At 72.4% G+C, this 16,254-nt stretch carries 19 protein-coding genes; 12 read left to right on the top strand and 7 right to left on the bottom strand.

All coding sequences use genetic code 11. The features are described from left to right. Positions 1 to 57: 57 nt before the first annotated feature. Together V1633_RS33925 and V1633_RS33920 are read left to right on the top strand one after the other, a co-directional pair. Positions 58 to 786, top strand: a complete 729-nt coding sequence (locus V1633_RS33925; RefSeq protein ID WP_331218388.1) for a hypothetical protein — start codon at positions 58 to 60, stop codon at positions 784 to 786. A gap of 172 nt (positions 787 to 958) precedes the next feature. Then, positions 959 to 1,729 carry an HAD family hydrolase gene (locus V1633_RS33920; protein ID WP_331218387.1) on the top strand — a complete coding sequence of 257 codons (771 nt, stop codon included), beginning with the start codon at positions 959 to 961 and terminating at the stop codon, positions 1,727 to 1,729. A 120-nt stretch (positions 1,730 to 1,849) separates the two neighbouring features. Here V1633_RS33920 and V1633_RS33915 read toward each other — a convergent pair whose 3' ends face one another. After that, the gene (locus V1633_RS33915; RefSeq protein WP_331218386.1) at positions 1,850 to 2,236 is read right to left on the bottom strand and encodes a VOC family protein; all 387 of its coding nucleotides are present in this window, start codon (positions 2,234 to 2,236) and stop codon (positions 1,850 to 1,852) included. An 83-nt stretch (positions 2,237 to 2,319) separates the two neighbouring features. Then, a complete protein-coding gene (locus tag V1633_RS33910; protein ID WP_331218385.1) occupies positions 2,320 to 2,619 on the bottom strand; it encodes a DUF1801 domain-containing protein in 300 nt (99 codons plus the stop codon). A gap of 254 nt (positions 2,620 to 2,873) precedes the next feature. Between V1633_RS33910 and V1633_RS33905 the strand changes: the two genes are divergently transcribed. Next, positions 2,874 to 3,818 carry a LysR family transcriptional regulator gene (locus tag V1633_RS33905; protein ID WP_331218451.1) on the top strand — a complete coding sequence of 315 codons (945 nt, stop codon included), beginning with the start codon at positions 2,874 to 2,876 and terminating at the stop codon, positions 3,816 to 3,818. Between the two features lie 54 nt (positions 3,819 to 3,872). Further along, on the top strand, positions 3,873 to 4,925 hold the full coding sequence (locus V1633_RS33900) for a DUF72 domain-containing protein (RefSeq protein ID WP_331218383.1): 1,053 nt from the start codon (positions 3,873 to 3,875) through the stop codon (positions 4,923 to 4,925). On the opposite strand, the gene V1633_RS33895 is transcribed toward V1633_RS33900, so the two are convergent. After that, on the bottom strand, positions 4,850 to 5,788 hold the full coding sequence (locus V1633_RS33895) for a threonine/serine dehydratase (RefSeq protein ID WP_331218382.1): 939 nt from the start codon (positions 5,786 to 5,788) through the stop codon (positions 4,850 to 4,852). The two genes, V1633_RS33900 and V1633_RS33895, sit on opposite strands and share 76 nt — an antisense overlap. A gap of 208 nt (positions 5,789 to 5,996) precedes the next feature. On the opposite strand from V1633_RS33895, the gene V1633_RS33890 reads away from it, so the two are divergent. The 3 genes from V1633_RS33890 to V1633_RS33880 are packed head-to-tail and all read left to right on the top strand — an operon-like array spanning position 5,997 to position 8,046. Further along, positions 5,997 to 6,620 (top strand): MBL fold metallo-hydrolase, encoded by a 624-nt coding sequence (locus V1633_RS33890; protein ID WP_331218381.1) that lies wholly within the window; start codon positions 5,997 to 5,999, stop codon positions 6,618 to 6,620. A 43-nt stretch (positions 6,621 to 6,663) separates the two neighbouring features. Next, the gene (locus V1633_RS33885) at positions 6,664 to 7,179 is read left to right on the top strand and encodes a SigE family RNA polymerase sigma factor (RefSeq protein ID WP_331218380.1); all 516 of its coding nucleotides are present in this window, start codon (positions 6,664 to 6,666) and stop codon (positions 7,177 to 7,179) included. A 6-nt stretch (positions 7,180 to 7,185) separates the two neighbouring features. Then, positions 7,186 to 8,046 (top strand): hypothetical protein, encoded by an 861-nt coding sequence (locus V1633_RS33880; protein ID WP_331218379.1) that lies wholly within the window; start codon positions 7,186 to 7,188, stop codon positions 8,044 to 8,046. 119 nt (positions 8,047 to 8,165) lie between these two features. Here the strand turns inward: V1633_RS33880 and V1633_RS33875 are convergent, their stop codons facing one another. Genes V1633_RS33875 through V1633_RS33865 form a run of 3 tightly spaced genes read right to left on the bottom strand, consistent with a single transcriptional unit; the run spans position 8,166 to position 10,794 of the window. Beyond that, entirely contained in the window at positions 8,166 to 8,786 is a 621-nt protein-coding gene (locus tag V1633_RS33875) for a hypothetical protein (protein ID WP_331218378.1), read from the bottom strand. A gap of 56 nt (positions 8,787 to 8,842) precedes the next feature. Beyond that, positions 8,843 to 9,502 carry a response regulator transcription factor gene (locus tag V1633_RS33870; protein WP_331218377.1) on the bottom strand — a complete coding sequence of 220 codons (660 nt, stop codon included), beginning with the start codon at positions 9,500 to 9,502 and terminating at the stop codon, positions 8,843 to 8,845. Further along, positions 9,499 to 10,794 (bottom strand): sensor histidine kinase, encoded by a 1,296-nt coding sequence (locus V1633_RS33865; RefSeq protein ID WP_331218376.1) that lies wholly within the window; start codon positions 10,792 to 10,794, stop codon positions 9,499 to 9,501. Before V1633_RS33865 ends, V1633_RS33870 begins: the two co-directional genes overlap by 4 nt. A gap of 162 nt (positions 10,795 to 10,956) precedes the next feature. Between V1633_RS33865 and V1633_RS33860 the strand changes: the two genes are divergently transcribed. From V1633_RS33860 to V1633_RS33840, 5 genes are all read left to right on the top strand, one after another. Continuing rightward, positions 10,957 to 11,808 carry an ABC transporter ATP-binding protein gene (locus V1633_RS33860; RefSeq protein ID WP_331218375.1) on the top strand — a complete coding sequence of 284 codons (852 nt, stop codon included), beginning with the start codon at positions 10,957 to 10,959 and terminating at the stop codon, positions 11,806 to 11,808. Further along, complete coding sequence (locus V1633_RS33855) at positions 11,808 to 12,629, top strand: ABC transporter permease (protein ID WP_331218374.1); 822 nt, start codon at positions 11,808 to 11,810, stop codon at positions 12,627 to 12,629. The genes V1633_RS33860 and V1633_RS33855 overlap by 1 nt, the downstream gene beginning before the upstream one ends. Then, on the top strand, positions 12,626 to 13,807 hold the full coding sequence (locus V1633_RS33850; RefSeq protein ID WP_331218372.1) for a sensor histidine kinase: 1,182 nt from the start codon (positions 12,626 to 12,628) through the stop codon (positions 13,805 to 13,807). Before V1633_RS33855 ends, V1633_RS33850 begins: the two co-directional genes overlap by 4 nt. Beyond that, positions 13,804 to 14,421, top strand: coding sequence for a response regulator transcription factor (locus V1633_RS33845; protein ID WP_331218371.1), 618 nt, complete (start codon positions 13,804 to 13,806; stop codon positions 14,419 to 14,421). The genes V1633_RS33850 and V1633_RS33845 overlap by 4 nt, the downstream gene beginning before the upstream one ends. Positions 14,422 to 14,646: 225 nt before the next feature. Beyond that, the gene (locus V1633_RS33840) at positions 14,647 to 15,111 is read left to right on the top strand and encodes a hypothetical protein (RefSeq protein WP_331218370.1); all 465 of its coding nucleotides are present in this window, start codon (positions 14,647 to 14,649) and stop codon (positions 15,109 to 15,111) included. A gap of 90 nt (positions 15,112 to 15,201) precedes the next feature. On the opposite strand, the gene V1633_RS33835 is transcribed toward V1633_RS33840, so the two are convergent. Beyond that, positions 15,202 to 15,900: a C39 family peptidase gene (locus tag V1633_RS33835; RefSeq protein WP_331216224.1), complete on the bottom strand. Its 699-nt coding sequence runs from the start codon at positions 15,898 to 15,900 to the stop codon at positions 15,202 to 15,204. Positions 15,901 to 16,254 lie beyond the last annotated feature (354 nt).

Below are 16,254 nucleotides of genomic sequence, written 5' to 3'. Positions count from 1 at the left end.
GTGCGGCGCGGCCCGCGGCCGATCAGGTCGACCGACGAGGCGATGTATGGTCCTGCGGTGGAGATCGTGACTCGCGCGGACAGGCCCGATCTGCGGGAGACGGCCGCTGCCGTGTTCAAGGAGCGCTGGCCGGAGTTCGTCTTCCACGACGAGGTTCCCCGGAGGTACACGGATCGGGCCGAGAAGTACTTCGGCCTGTTCGACATCATGGTGCTCGACCATGGCTCCGTGGTCGCCGGGGGGTGGGGGGTGCCGGTTCCCTGGAACGGTGCCGTCGGTGACCTGCCGTCGGGTTATGACGCCGCGCTGGTCCGGGCCGTGGAGGCCCGGGAGGCCGACATCCCGGCCACCACCCTGAGTTTCATGGCTGCCGCCGTCGGCGAGTCGCACGACAAGCGTGGCCTCGCCACGGTGGTACTCCAGGAGCTGACGCGACGGGCCCGTGACCAGGGGTTGGCGCACGTCATCGCTCCGTTGCGCCCGACCTGGAAGCACCGGTACCCGACGGTTCCGATGGACGAGTACGCCGGGTGGACACGGCCCGACGGACTCTCGATCGACCCGTGGATCCGCACCCACCAACGGATGGGTGCCCGGGTGCTCGGTACCGCGCCGAGGTCGATGGTGATCGAAGGCACCGTCGCGGAATGGGAGAGCTGGACGGAAATGGTCTTCCCTGTGACGGGGGAGTACGTCATCCCCGGGGCACTCAACCTCGTCCGGATCGACGTCGAACAGGACCACGGTGTGTACGTCGAGGAGAACCTCTGGGTTCAGCACCGCTGACCAGAGGGCCGCGCCGCGCCGTGTTTGCTGACGGCCGCGAACGCGAGTTGAGCACCAGTGCCGCGGTCAGGATGTCGTCCGCACCGGCCACCACCACGACCGCGACACCGCCCAGCGCCGACGGGGTGCCGGCGACGCGGGCGGGTCGGAGCGTTTCGGCGAGAATGGACGCATGCTCCGTCCACCGCGCGCGTTGCTCCTCGACTTCGGCGGCGTACTCGTCGACGGGCCACCGCGCCCGCCCGGTGTCCGCCGCCCTGCCCCGCCGGAGCTGGTACGCCGGCTGCACCGGTTGGTCGGATCTGCTGTACCGGCGGACCGGATCGAGCAGGATCTTGTCGACGGCACCCGGCGGTACGCCGCGTGGCGGCACGCGGCCAGCGCCGAGCCGAGACCGGTGGAACTCGGGCACGAGCAGGTGTGGAACGACTTCGTGACGGTCGACTGGCCGGAGTCGGCCCGGCAGGCGGTACGCCGGGAGGCGACCCCGCTCAGTTACGCCTGGTCCTGGCAGGACGACTGGGCGGTGCGGCCGGGGATTCCCGAGGCGCTACGGGCGGCGACCGACGCCGGGCTGCCGCTCGCCGTGGTGAGCAACGCGCTCTGCGGGGCCGCGCACCGGGACTTCCTCGCCGCGGCCGGGCTGGGTGGCCTGTTCGTGAGCCAGCTCTACAGCGACGAGGTGGGGTTACGGAAACCGAACCCGGAACTGGCCTGGCGCGCGGCCCGGGAGGTCGGCGTACCGGTGGAGGAGTGCTGGTTCGTCGGCGACATGGTGAACCGGGACGTGCTTTGTGCCCGTCGCGCCGGCGCCGGGGCGGCGGTGCTGATGCGCTCACCGCGCTCGGACGTGGAGCCGCCGCTGTCGGACCGCGCGCCGGACGCGGTCATCGACGACGGGTACGGGCTGCTCGGCCTGCTCGGTCGTACGTTGGGCCGCTGATCGGGCACCGACCGGGCGGGACCGCCTCGGGATGGTCGCCGGGTCCGTGGCGGCGTCGGACGCCACCCGGGGTGCCGGATCCGTCGGACCCGGCACCCCGTCCTGTTCCGGTGGTCGACGTCAGGCTGGGCTGTCCTGCGGATACCACCGCAGCTCGACGGTGTTGCCGTCCGGGTCCCGTACGTAGAGGGCGTGCGCGTCGCCCCGGGCGCCGAACCGGGTTCCCGGACCGTCGACAACGGTGAACGTGCCCGAGTTGACCACCTCCTGCCAGTCGACCGGCTCGACGACCAGGCAGATGTGGTCGAGCGTCGACCCGCCGGTGCTGGCCACCAGGTCCAGGATGGTCTCCGGACTGACCCGTACCGAGGGGAACGGGGCGGTGCCGGCCCGCCACTCGGCGACCCGGACCGGCTCCAGACCGAGCCTGCCGCAGTAGAACTCCAGGGCCTGTTCGACGTCGCGTACCCGGAGCACCACATGGTCGAATGCCTTCACCCGCAGCATCTGTTACCTCGATTCCAGGTCGTGTGCCTGCCGCAACCAGTCGGCGAAAAGGTCGGGGTCGATGTCCTCGACGCTGGTGAGCTTCACCGACGCCATCTGGCGGGCGCCGGGGACGAGCCGTCCGGACCGTCGTCGACCTCCTGGCCCCGCCACAGCCCGAAGGTCACGTACGAGCCGTACGCCTTCAGCAGGCAGACCGGCCGCTGCCCGGATTTCCCGCCGAGACTCCAGGTCGGGTGGCCGTGCCACATCGCGCCGGTCGCCTCGGGCAGCGCGGCATCGACGATGCCACGCAGTCTCTCACCGACCTTCCGCAACGGGTCGTCGAGTCCGGCCAGGTAGTCGGTGACGGGATTCTGCAGGTTCTGGGTGGCGCTGGGCATCCGCTCGCTCCCATGGTCGTCATGTCGGCCGTCGCCGGGACTTTCCGGCACGACCGGGGACGGCCTCCACTATTCGCGCCGCCGTAGCGGCCACCAAGACTTGATCAAGCTACGATCGTTGCGCCAGATTCAACGATCGGCGGCGGTGCGGAGCGGGCGGCAACGATCGGCAACGGTTTCGAGTGGGACGTTCCGAAACCGGTGAGGGGGACACGATGCCGCAGACGACGGCCGAGACTGTCGTCTCCAGTCAGCTGCTGGAGCGGCACGAGATCGAGACGTTCCTGACGCTCGCCGAGGAACTGCACTTCGGTCGTACCGCACTGCGGTTGCGGGTCACCACCGGCCGGATCAGCCATGTGGTCAGGAAACTGGAACGCCGGATCGGCGCGCCGCTGTTCGCACGTACCAGCCGGGTCGTCCAACTGACCCCGATCGGCCGTCAACTCGCCGACGACCTGGCGCCGCTGGTCAACGGGATGGCCGAGGCGGTACGCCGGGCGGTCGAGGCGGGTCGGGGCGTGACCGGACGACTCCGGGTGGCCTTTCTCGGCGAGTGGACGGCCCCGACCCTGCTCAGGGCGGTGAGCCTGTTCACCGAACGGCACCCCGACTGTGAGGTCGAGGTACGCGAGGTGCAGCTCGCCAACTCCCGGGCCAGCCTGCTCGACGGGTCGGTCGACCTCCTCATCGCCTCGTTCCCCTTCGACGGCATGGCCTGTGGACCACCCCTGCTGGCGGAACGACGTCTGCTGGCCGTGGCCGTCGGGCATCCGCTCGCCGAAGCGGAGGCGGTTTCCCTGGAGGTCCTCGCCGAGTTTCCCGTCGTGCAGTACCCGGAGATCACCTCGGCCGAGTTCAAACGCGACCGGACCCCGGAGTGGACCCCGTCCGGCCGTCCGGTGCCCAAGGGCCCGGCCGGCAACACGTTCTCCGAGATGCTCTCGCTGGTCGCGCTCGGCCGAGGCGTACTGCCGGTTGGTGAGCTGAGCCGGCGCTACCACGCACGGCCGGACATCACGTACGTGCCGATCCACGACGCCCCGCCGATCCATCGTGGGCTGGTCTGGTTGGAGAGCAACACCACCGCGAGGATCCGCGAGTTCGTCCGGGCCGCGACGGACGCGAACCAGGCCGCGACGGACGCGGGCCGGGGCACGCCGTCCCGTCCCGCGACGGTCACCTGTGGACCTCGGTGATTTCCACCGGTCGTGGAGGTTTCGACCGGGGTGTCTGGTGGAGAACTGTCAGGCATGGGCGCGCTCAGGGTAGGCACCTCGTCGTGGGCGGACCGGTCGCTGCTCGCCTCGGGCTGGTATCCCCGGTCGGTCAACACCCCGGCCGGCCGGCTGGCCTACTACGCGGAGCGGTTCGGTCTGGTCGAGGTGGACACCACGTACTACGCGCTGCCGGCGGTCGAGACGGTCGAGGCGTGGGCCGACCGGACCCCGACCGGCTTCACCTTCAACGTCAAGGCGTTCAGCCTGTTCACCGGCCATCCGACAGAGGTGACGGCGCTGCCGCGTGACCTGCGACCGGAGGGCCGGGAAACCGGTCGGGTCCGTCGTCGGGACCTGCCGGCGCGGACGTACGAGCGGCTGTGGGAGAGGTTCCGGTCCGTGGTCGCACCGCTCGACGCGGCCGGCAAACTCGGTGTGCTGCTGTTCCAGTTCCCGCCCTGGCTGGCGCACGGCGAGCCGGCCAAGCGGCGGATCCGCGAGCTCGCCGAACGCTGCCGGCCACTGCGGGTCGCGGTCGAGTTCCGCAACGCCTCCTGGTACGAACCGACCACCGCACCGGACACCTTCGGCTTCCTCGCCGGGCACGACATCTCGATCGTCAGCGTCGACATGCCACAGGGGTACGCCTCCTCCGTACCGCCGGTCCTGCTCGGCACCGCCGAACCGGCCGTGATCCGCTTCCACGGCCACAGCCCGGCCTGGGAGACCGGGGACAAGCAGGAGAAGTTCCGGTACGCGTACACCGACGACGAACTCGCCGACTGGGCCGGCCGGCTGCGGGACTTCGCCGCCGAGCACACCGAGCTGCACGTGCTGCTCAACAACTGCTGCGGCGGCCAGGCGCAGTCCGACGCGACCCGGTTGGTCGAGCTGCTCGGTCCGGCGGTGGACTGGCCGGGCACCAGTGGGGTCGACGTACCCCGGCCCAGGTCGGCCGGACCGGGACGGCAGCGGACGGGTTCCCGGCCCCAACCGGGCGCAACCGCCGGTCAGCCGAGGTCGGCCGGGTCGGTGTTGGCGCCACAGAGCAGGACGGCGACCCGTTCCCCGCGGGCCGGCCGGTAGGCGCCAGCGGTGAGCGCGGCGAGCGCGGCGGCGGTGCCGTGCTCCACCACGATCCGGTACCGGTCCCAGAGCAGCCGTCGTGCCTCGACGATCTCGGTGTCGTCGACCAGCACACTCGTCACCCCGGTCCGGACCGCCACGTCGTAGGCGATGTCGCCGACCCGGCGGGCGCCGAGCGCGTCGGCGGCGACGCCGGAGACCTCCACGTCGACCGGGCCGCCAGCGGCCAGTGCCGCGTGCAGCGTCGGCACCGACTCCGGCTCCACCGCGACCGCCCGGGTCACCCCCTCCAGCGCCGTCGCCACCCCGGCCAGCAGCCCGCCGCCACCGACCGCGACCAGTACGGTGTCCAGGTCGCCGAGCTGGTCGAGCAGTTCCCGCCCGACGGTGCCCTGCCCGGCGCAGATCTCCGGCTGGTCGTACGCGTGGCAGAAGAGCGCCCCGGTCTCGGCGGTCCGTTTTGTCGCCGCCTCGTACGCCTCGGCGTACTCCCGGCCGTGCCGGACCACGGTGGCGCCGAGCCGCCGCAGCTTCGCCACCTTCACCTCGGGGGCGGTGGTCGGTACGTACACCTCCGCCGGGACGCCGAGGCGGCGCGCCGCGTAGCCGACGGCGAGGCCGGCGTTCCCGCCGGAGGCGGCGACCACGCCGGCCGCCGGCAACTCGCCGACCTCGGCCGCGGCGAGGATCCGGTTGAACGCGCCCCGGGCCTTGAACGATCCGGTGTGTTGCAGGTACTCCAGTTTGAGCCAGAGTGCCCCGGCCGGACCAGCGAGATCAGGCTCGACCTCGACCACCGGGGTCGACCGGACATGCCCGGCGATCCGGATCGTCGCGTTCTCCACATCGGTACGGCTGATCATCTCTTGCCTCCGCTCCACCCGCTACGCCGTACGGTAGTCCGGTGCAGCGCGCCGGTCGGGTCCTGGTGAGCCAGGCCACGCGGTCCGCTGCCGGACCCGTCGGCCCGAGGAGCTGATCGCCATCACCACCACCCTTGCGCCGCTCGCCGGGCGGGTCTGGATCTTCCCCGGCGACCCGGATCCGGAGAACGTCCGGGGCAGCGTCGCCGTGGTCGCCGACGACCGGGGCAGTGTGATCGTCGACGCCGGCCAGTCACCGGCGCACGCCCGCCAGATCCAGGCCGCGATCCGGGACACCGGGCTGCCACCGGCCCGTCGACTGGTCTACACCCACCACCACTGGGACCACGTCTGGGGCGCCTGCGCCTGGCCGGAGGTGGAGGTGATCGGCCACGTCGCCGGCCGGGAGCTGCTCGAAGCCGAGGCGGCCCGCCCGTGGAGCCACCGCTACCTGCGTGACGAGGTCCGGGCGAATCCCCGGCTGGGGCCGAGCTTCCGGGCCCGCGCGCTGGCGATGGAGGGCTGGGAGGACTTCGCCGTCGTACCGCCGCACACCACCTTCACCGACGAGCTGACCCTGCCCGGCGGCGTACGGCTGCGGCACGTCGGTGGCGGGCACGCCCCCGACTCGACGGTTGTCCTGGTGCCGGACTCCGGGGTGGCGCTGCTCGGCGACTGCTTCTATCCGCCGCCGTTCCACCTGCGGGGCCCGGACGACGGCCTCGACGTGGCGATGCTGCACGACCTGCTCGACGACGACTACCAGTGGTACGTCGACAGCCACGGCGAACCGACCACCCTGACCCAGGCGCGCCACCTGCTGTCCGGCTGACAGACCCGGGCAACCTTTTCCGGGCCGGCCACGTGGTAGGACCGTGACGAACCGAGCCGGGCCGCTGTCGGCGGCCGACACATCATTCGTGGCCTTCGTCGAATCGGCCTGGCAGCGCCACCTGCGGCTGGCGATGCTGCTGACCGGCGACCGGTGGCGGGCGGAGGAACTGCTGCAGGACAGCCTGGTCCGGATGTACGAGCGGTGGCGTCGGCTGTCCCGCCACGACGACCTGAACGCCTATCTGCGGCGGGTCGTCATCAACGGCCACACCTCGGCGTGGCGGCGGTGGCGACGGGAGAGTCTCGTCGCCGACGTACCGGAGCGGGCGGCGCCGCAGGGTCCGGAGCCCGACGACGGTGAGCTGCGGCGGGCGCTGCGGGCGCTGCCGCCGCGGCAGCGCGCGGTGGTGGTCCTGCGGCACTACGAGGACCTCTCCGAGCGACAGATCGCGGAGGCGCTCGGCTGCTCGGTCGGCACGGTCAAGAGTCAGTACTCGCGCGCCCTGGCAAAGCTGCGGCAGACGGTGCGCGAGCCGATCCTGGAACGGAACAGGTGAACAGCAATGAACGATCTTGACTCGCGACTGTCGGGCGGACTGCGCGCGCTGGTCGACGACGAGCCGACCACGCCGCCACCGACCGGACAGATCATGCTGCGCGGGGTACGGGCGCGACGTCGGCGGACGGTCGCGGTGGTCGGTGCCTCCTGCGTGGTGCTGGCCGTGGCCGGGGCCACCGTGGTCGCCTGGCCCGGGCCGGCGTCGACCGACCGGTCGGGTGTGACGGTGGGGGCCGCGTCCTCGCCGCGGTTGGAACTGGTCGCGGCCATCGCCGCCAGCGAGGCACTCAGCTACCGGGTCACTGCCACGACCACCTACAACAAGTCGTACGGCGACACCGTCACGCCGGACGCGTCGTACACCTCGGAGGGGGCGTTCGACCCGGCGACGGCGACCGGGTACGTCCGGACCGACGGGGTGGAGAGCCAGCGGCTGGTCAACGGCGAAATGTTCATCCACACCACCGGCGGACAGTTCGTCCGGGATCCGGGGCGACACGACCGGCTCGGCTTCGACCACCACGTGATGGACGGGGCGCTGAGCGGCTCCGCCGACCGGGAACATCTGTTCGACGTGCTGCGACAGGCGGACGCCGAGATCACCTCGACCGGCGAGCGGGCGTACCGCTTCACCGCTGTGTCGACGGTGGACGAGCCCAGCGGGTCGGCCACCGTCACCTTCACCGGCGATGTCACCCTGGACGCCGAGGGTCGGGTGGCGAAGGTGACCTACCAGTGGGAGAAGCGCGGCAGGCTGACCGAGCCGCCGGTCGACGTCGCCAACACGGTACGGGCGACCATCGGGTTCTCCGACTACGGCCTGCCGGTACGGGTCGAGCGGCCGACGGACGTGGTGGACGGCTGACGGCTCCGCCGCCCGCAGCGGACCCGGACGACGCCCGGTGGCGTGGTCCGGGCCCGCACCCCGACGGATGGGCCCCGGTCCCGCACGGCGACGAGCCGGGGCCGGGGCCGGGTGCGGGATCAGCCGGCCCGACCGCCGCCGCCCGCCACCGGGGCGGGTGGCTGTGCGGCGACGTCACCGTCGACCGCCGGCGACGTCGGCCGGGCCCGTTCCCGCAGCGCTCGCACCCCGAGGTAGAGGAACGGCAGCAGCAGGAGCAGGTCGGCGACGTGCGCGATGGAGGCCTCGCGGGTGATCCGGCTCAGTGGGAAGGCGAGCGCCCCCAGACAGAGCAGTGCCGCGACCGGCAGTGGTGCCGCGCGCAGCCGGGCCAGCACCGCGCCGAGTGCGAAGAGGACGAGCGGGAAGAGCGGACCGGCCGTCCAGAAGAGGGTCGTCGCCGCGAACTGGTGCTGGTCCAGCAGTTCGACCGCCCGGGCGTGTGAGACGTCGAAGAGCGCCTCGTGGACGCTCTGCACGCCGAACGAGATTCCGCCCAGCGTGGCGAAGACGGTCAGTGGCACCGCCACCGCCACGTAGCGGGGCGCGGTGGCCCGCAGCCGGTCGTAGAGGCCGAGCAGGCCGATGAGCCAGCAGGCCACGGACAGGGCGCTGAGCGTGCCGGCCGTACTGCCCTGCGAGTCGGACTCCCAGAAGAAGGTGGCCAGCAGGTTGAGGGTGGGACCAAGGATGAGAAACATGGTTCCGACGCTATGGACGGCCGGCCGCGGGCGGATCCGACCGACGACGCGGCGGCCTACCGCGGTCGTCGTACCCCGGCCAGCCCGCTGCGGTACGCGAAGACCACGAGCTGGGCCCGGTCCCGGGCACCGAGTTTGGTCATCGCCCGGTTGGTGTGGGTCTTCGCGGTCGCGGTACTCATGCCGAGCCGGGCACCCACCTCCGCGTTGGAGAGCCCCTCCGCGACCAGCGCCACCACCTCCCGCTCCCGTGCGGTCAGCGTGTGCAGGCCGGGCACCTCCGGGCCGCTGACGAACGCCGCGACGAGTCGACGGGTCACCTCCGGCGCCAGCAGCGCGTCACCGGCGGCCACCACCCGGACCGCCCGGCGCAACTCCTCCGGTTCCAGGTTCTTGAGCAGGAAACCGCTCGCGCCGGCGTGCAACGCCGCGTAGACGTACTCGTCGAGCTCGAAGGTGGTCAGTACGACCACCCGTACCCCGGGCAGCCGGTCGTCGGCGAGGATCCGCCGGGTCGCGGTCAGCCCGTCGGTGCCGGGCATCCGCACGTCCATCAGTACGACGTCCGGCCGGTGCGCGCGGGTGAGCGCGATCGCCTCGTCGCCGTCGGTCGCCTCGGCGACCACCTCGATGTCGGGTGCCCGTTCCAGCAGCACCCGGAAGCCCGCCCGCACCAGCGTCTGGTCGTCGGCCAACAGCACTCGCACCCGGGTCATCCCGGCAGCCACCCCCGCACCTGGAAACCGCCCCCTTCCGCCGGGCCGGCGCGCAGCCAGCCGCCCAGGCCGGTGGCACGTTCCGTCATGCCACGCAGCCCGTTGCCGGGCGGGCCGGTGGCGCCCCGGCCGTCGTCCCGGACCGTCACCGTCAGGCCATCCGCCCGGTAACCGAGTCGTACCTCGATCCGTCCGGCGTCGGCGTGCCGGACCGCGTTCGCCACCGCCTCCTGCACGATCCGGTACGCCGTCGCCTCCACCGCCCGGGGCAACGGGCGCGGCTCGCCGTCCCGGGCCAGGACCGCACCGGTGGCGGCGACCAGCGCGGGCAGCCGGTCGAGGACGGGCACCGGCGGCGGGGGTGACGGGACGTCCGACGGCGGCCGGCGGGGGCCGACCGGGCCCACCCGGACGGCGCTGGACCCCCCGACGGAGCCGGTCCCGGGGAATCCGACCTGTCCCGGGCCGGTCCCGGAGAGTCCGACTCGTTCCTCGTCGGTCCCGGGGAGTCCGAGTCCTTCCGGGTCGCTCCCGAGGAGCCTGGCCCGTTCCGGGCCGGTCCCGTCGGTCGGGTCGGTGGCCCGGGTGCCGTCCCGGAGCACGCCGACCGCGGCCCGCAGCTCCACCATCGCCTCCCGGCTGGCCCGCCGGACCTCCTCCAGCGCGGCGCGGGCCTGCGCCGGGTCCTCCTCCAGCACCTCGGCGGCGACCCCGGCCTGGACGCCGACCACGGCCAGGGTGTGTGCGGTGACGTCGTGCAGTTCCCGGGCGATGCGCAGGCGCTCCTCGACGAGGCGTCGTTCGACCGCCCGGTCGCGTTCGGCGGCCACCAGCGCCAGCCGGATCCGCCGGCTCCGGATCGACTCACCGAGCAGCAGCGCGGCCAGGAAGACCAGGGTCGAGCCGTCCAGGGTGGCGGTCAGCGGCTCCACCCCCTCCACCACCATCCGGGAATGGAGGTCGAAGAGGATGAACAGACCGGCCAGGACCAGGCCGGGCCGGCGCCGGTCGGCGAGCGCGACCGAGCACAGCGCCACCCAGATCGGCGGGGCCGGCGCGCCGCCCGGATAGTGCCAGACGTGGTAGAGCAGGAAGAGCCCGCTGACCACCGCCAGCACCAGGGCCGGCCAGCGCCGCCGGCCGAGCAGGGCGAGCGTCATCAGCAGCCCGATCCCGTACGCCCACGGATCGGCAGCCTGGTCGCCGGGGGCCGCGTCGGTCACCGCCAGCCGGTATCCGGTCACCGCGCCGGTGATCGCCAGGATGCCGGCGTCCACCATCCACCGTCGCACGCCGCAACTGTACGTAGCCGGACCTCGCCCGGCATACCACGTTCGTGGTAGCCCGCCGCCCGGCCCGGATCGGGACGCCCGTGCCGTCCACCGACCGGTGGACAGCACGGTTCAGTCCACCGGTCGTCGCGGCGCCACCCCGGCCTCGCGCATCCTCGACACATGACCGACCAGAACGCCGTCCGGGTACGGGGGCTCCGCAAACGCTACCGGGGTGAGCCGGCCGTCGACGGCCTCGACCTCGACGTCGCCGAAGGCGAGATCCTCGCGCTGCTCGGCCCGAACGGCGCGGGCAAGACCACGACGGTGGAGATCCTGGAGGGTTACCGGGAGCGGGACGAGGGCGAGGTCTCGGTGCTCGGCACGGATCCCGGGCGGGCTCCGCTGCGCTGGCGCCGGAGCATCGGGATCGTCCTGCAGAACGCCCGCGACCTGAACGAACTCACCGTGGCCGAGTCGGTCCGGCACTTCGTCCGGTACTACCCGGACGCCCGGGACCCGGACGAGGTGATCGGGCTGGTCGGGCTGACCGAGAAGGCGGGAGCCCTGGTCCGTACCCTCTCCGGTGGACAGCGGCGCCGGCTCGACGTCGCCCTCGGCGTGGTGGGGCGACCCCGCCTGCTCTTCCTGGACGAGCCGACCACCGGGTTCGACCCGCAGGTACGCCGCGCCTTCTGGAGCCTGATCCGCTCGCTGACCACCGGCTACGGCACCACCGTCGTGCTCACCACTCACTACCTGGACGAGGCCGAGGCCCTGGCCGACCGGGTGGCGGTGATCGTCGCCGGACGGATCGTGGCCGAGGGTGATCCGGCGACCCTGGGCGGCCGGGCGACCGCGGAGGCGACGGTGTCGTGGCGGGACGGCCCGGCGCCGCGGTCCTGCCGGACCGACGACCCGGCCTCGGTGGTCGCCGAACTGACCGAGCGGTACGGCGGACCGGTACCCGGCCTGACCATCACCCGGCCCAGCCTCGAAGACGTCTACCTCACCCTGATCGAAAGCGGTACCTGATGATCGTCACGACCGGCGCCATCGCCTCCGTGCCCGTTCTCGGGCTGCACCGTGGCCTTCTCGAACTGAAGGCGTTCTTCCGGGAACGCGACGCGGTGGTCTTCACCTTCGCCCTGCCGGCGGTGCTGCTGGCGCTGCTGGGATCACTGATCAGCGGGGTCTACGAGGGAAGCACCGTCACCTCGGCCCAGTACCTCGTACCCAGCATGATCGCCGCCGGCATCGCGTCCACCACGTTCGTCAACCTGGGGGTCAGCATCGCCGCCGACCGGGACGACGGCACGTTGAAGCGGCTGCGCGGCGCTCCGGTGCCGGCGTCGGCCTACTTCCTCGGCAAGGTCCTCATGGTGCTGGTGATCAGCGTGGCCGAGGTGGTGCTGCTGCTCGCGATCGGCATGCTGATGTTCGGTGTCGACCTGCCCTCGGAGCCGGGGCGCTGGCTGACCTTCGGCTGGGTCTTCCTGCTCGGTGTCACCGGCTGCTCCTTCCTGGGCATCGCGGCCAGCAGCCTGGCCCGCTCCGGGCGCAGCGCCGGCGCGGTGATGAACCTGCCCTACCTGGTGCTGGCGTTCATCTCGGGGATCTTCTACACCCCGGTCTCGGCGCTGCCCGAGCCGCTGCTGCGGGTGGGGTCGCTGTTCCCGCTCAAGTGGATGGCCCAGGGCTTCCGGTCGGTGTTCCTGCCCGACACCATCCTGCCGCAGGAGGTCACCCGGTCGTGGGAGCATGGTCGCACCGCGCTCGTGCTCGCCGTCTGGTGCATCGGAGGGCTGTTGCTGTGTCTGAGGACCTTCCGCTGGCGCGGCCACGGGGAGCGGTGAGTCCGGAGACCCGCAGAGGAGCCTGGCAGCGCCGGTACCCCCTCTGGGAGCTCTACTTCGGACTCGCGGCGGTCGCCACCACCACCTTCGTCCTGGCCGACCTGAGCAGACCGGGGTCGGACCGGGCGAGGGCGGTGGTGCTGCTCGCCGCGATGACCGGCTGGTACCTGTTCTGGGGGCGGGCCGTCGCCCGCGACGAGGTGGAGGGCTGGCGGGGCGTGGTCTACCTCGGGGTGGCCCTGCTGCTCTACGTACCGGCGGTCGCCTCGGTCAGCGCCGCGTCCTTCGTCCTGCTCGCGGTCTGCGCGCAGGCGTACATGGTGCTGCCTGCGCTGCCGGCGACCGGCGCGGTGGTGCTGTTCAACCTGGCCGGTGTGACGGTGTACGTGCTGCGTACCGGTGATCTGCGGGACGCCCTCACCGGCCCGGGGCCGACGGCCGTGGTCGTCATCCTGATCTCCGCCGTCTTCGGCACCTGGGCCCGTCAGGTGTCCCGGCAGAACGAGGAACGGGCGGTGCTGATCGAGGAGTTGGACGCCAGCCGTGCCGAGGTGGGCCGACTCTCCCACGAGGCCGGGGTCGCGGCCGAGCGGCAGCGGCTGGCCGGCGACATCCACGACACGATCGCCCAGGGTCTGACCAGTGTGGTGCTGCTGCTCCAGGCCGCCGAGGCCGAGCTCGACGGGAACGTGGCCCAGGCCCGGCGGCACCTGCGGACCGCGACCGGTGTGGCCCGGGACAACCTGGCCGAGGCGAGGGCGCTGGTCGGCGCACTGACCCCGTCGGCGCTCGCCCACTCGTCCCTCGCGGACGCGACACGGCGGCTGGTCGACCGGCTCAGCGCCGAGACCGGGCTGGTCGGGCAGGTTGTCGTGACCGGGGAGCCCCGCGCACTGTCGACCACGGTCGAGGTGGTGCTGCTGCGGGTCACCCAGGAGGCGCTGGCGAACGTGCGCAAGCACGCGGACGCCACCTCGGTCACGGTCCGGCTGGCGTACCGGTCCGACGGGGTGCTGCTGGTGGTGGCCGACGACGGCCGTGGCTTCGGCACACCGGCGGCCGGCGGCTACGGCCTGGGCGCGATGTCGGCGCGGGTGGAACAGGTGGCGGGCGAACTCACGGTGGAGTCGCGGCCCGGTGCCGGGACGACGGTCCGGGTGGAGGTGGCGGACGGATGATCTGTGTCGTGCTGGTCGACGACCATCCGGTGGTCCGGGCCGGGATCCGGGCCATGCTGGAGGGCGAGCCGGACATCGCGGTCGTCGGTGAGGCGGGCTCGGGCGCGGAGGCGGTGCGGGTCGCCCAGGCGCTGCGGCCTGACCTGGTCCTGATGGACCTGCGCATGCCGGGCCTGGACGGCGTCGGCGCGACCGGGCAGGTGCTGGCGTTCGTCCCGACGACCCGGGTGGTCGTGCTGACCACGTACGAGACGGACGCGGACATCCTGCGGGCGGTGGAGGCGGGCGCGGCCGGCTACCTGCTCAAGGACACCTCCCGGGCGGACCTGGTCGGCGCGGTACGGGCGGCGGCGCGCGGCGAGACCATCCTCGCCCCGTCGGTGGCCACCCGGCTGATCCGTCGGGTACGCCGCCCCCGGCAGGAGGCGCTCTCCCCACGTGAGGTGCAGGTGCTGCGGTTGGTCGCCCGGGGACTGTCGAATCCGGAGATCGGCCGCGAGTTGCACATCAGCGAGGCGACGGTGAAGACCCACCTGCTGCGGGCGTTCGCCAAACTGGGCGTGTCGGACCGGACGGCGGCGGTGACCACCGCGATGTCGCTCGGGGAACTCTGAAACCCCGGGCCTGCGGCGGGTCGCCCGACCCCCGGCGCCGGGTCCGCGACGGGAGCGCGTCCGGTCGCTCACCCGCAGACCTTCCCGAGCCGGGAGAGCGTCCGGTCGCTCGCTTGACCCTCGACCTTGTTGAGCCCCGAGCATGGCGGCTCGGCCGGCGCGCTGACCGGCCGGTGGCAGGTCCCGACACCACGGTGGGTCGGGCCGGGTGGAGGGAGTGGGCAGATGCCGGACGACGTCGACGACATGCTGGCGAGCATCATCGAGGCCGTCGAGTGGGGACGGGCCGGCCGGGTCGACGAGGCGCGGGAGCGGCTCACCGAACTCTGGGGCCGGATCGGGCCGGACGGCGATCCGTTGCACCGGTGCTCCCTGGCCCACTACCTCGCCGACCTGCAGGACGACCCGGCCGAGGAACTCCGCTGGGACCTGCGGGCCCTGGACGCCGCCGACGTGCTCACCGACGTACGGGCGCAGCGGCACCATTCGGCGCTGACCGTGGAGGGGATGCGTCCCTCGCTGCACCTCAACCTCGCGGACGACTACCGGAAGCTGGGACGACCGGACGAGGCGCGGGAGCATCTCGCCTTGGCCCGGCACGCCGTCCCGGTGCTTCCGGACGACGACTACGGGCGACTGGTCCGTGGCGGCATCGCCCGCCTCGCCGAGGAACTGGGCGTACCGGCCTGAGCCCCGGTGCGGGTGGGTGACGGTACGACGGAACGGGCCGGCTCCCCGTGGTGGGGAGCCGGCCCGTTTGTGGTGGTGCGGGTTTGTCGGTCAGGCGGAGTAGCCGCGTTCGGCGGCCCAGTTGGCGAGGTTGATGGTGCTCATCCAGTACTCGCTGTGGTTCGGCTCGGCCGGGTCGGCGATCTTGACCTTGCGGCCGTGGTCGTCGTAGCCGACGACGGTCAGGTAGTGCCCGCCCTCGTAGGAGTGGGCCATGCCGTCGGTGTCGACCGCGGTGCCCTTGATGTTGGCCACGACCGGCCGGTTGTTGTCGATGGCGTGTACGACGTCGACCTGGAGTCGGTCCATCTCGGCGGGCTTGGCGGTCTCGTCCGGGATGGCGACGGTGTGGTAGTCCTTGCCGCCGGCGTTGTTGAGCACGCGGGTGGTGTCCTCGGCCGAGTTGGTGCCGGCCTCGGTGGTGCCCAGCTGTCGGGCCACGTCGTCCTGGCTGGGGGTGTGTCCCTGCGCGGACAGTGCGATCCGGGTCGCGGCCGGGGCGCAGTAGAAGTACGTCGACTGCGGTTCGTAGTTCACGTCGAGGACCTTCGACGGTTGACCCTTGTCCAGGTCGCCGATCTGCTGGGTCACGGCGGTGGGGGTCATGTCCATCGACGGTGCCGGGGTGCCCATGGTGACGGCGGGGCCGGCGATCGCGCCGCCGACGACGGCGAGTCCGGCGATGCCGAGCGCGGTCTTACGGATCGGGGTTTCGGTGATGGCCGGTAGCCACCGGTTGACGAAAGTCATGATGGTCGCCTTCCATTTTCCGGGGATGAAAGACCCGAACACCCCCGACAGGGAGCGTGGGTCGAAAACGGGAGAGAAGAGGATGCCCTGCTCTCGGTGGGGAAACCGGAGGGGCTGTCCCGCTGCTGCGGTCGTACCGGGGATACAACCGTCGGCGGGTGGTGAGCATTCCACGGATCCGCCCACCCGGCCGAGTCGATCACGACCCGGAAACCGGACACCACACCCATCCGGCCACAAACGCCGGGACAGGCCGGTGATGTCGCCCGCTGCTGCGGTCGTACGGGGGATACAACCGCGACCCGCCCGCGGATGTTCCCCGACCCGAACCCCCGACCGGGCCACCGGATCCGG

This window comes from Plantactinospora sonchi (assembly GCF_036422035.1).
In the GTDB taxonomy this organism is placed as follows: Bacteria; Actinomycetota; Actinomycetes; order Mycobacteriales; family Micromonosporaceae; genus Plantactinospora; species Plantactinospora sonchi.
This window is presented reverse-complemented; position numbering and strand designations above follow the sequence as displayed.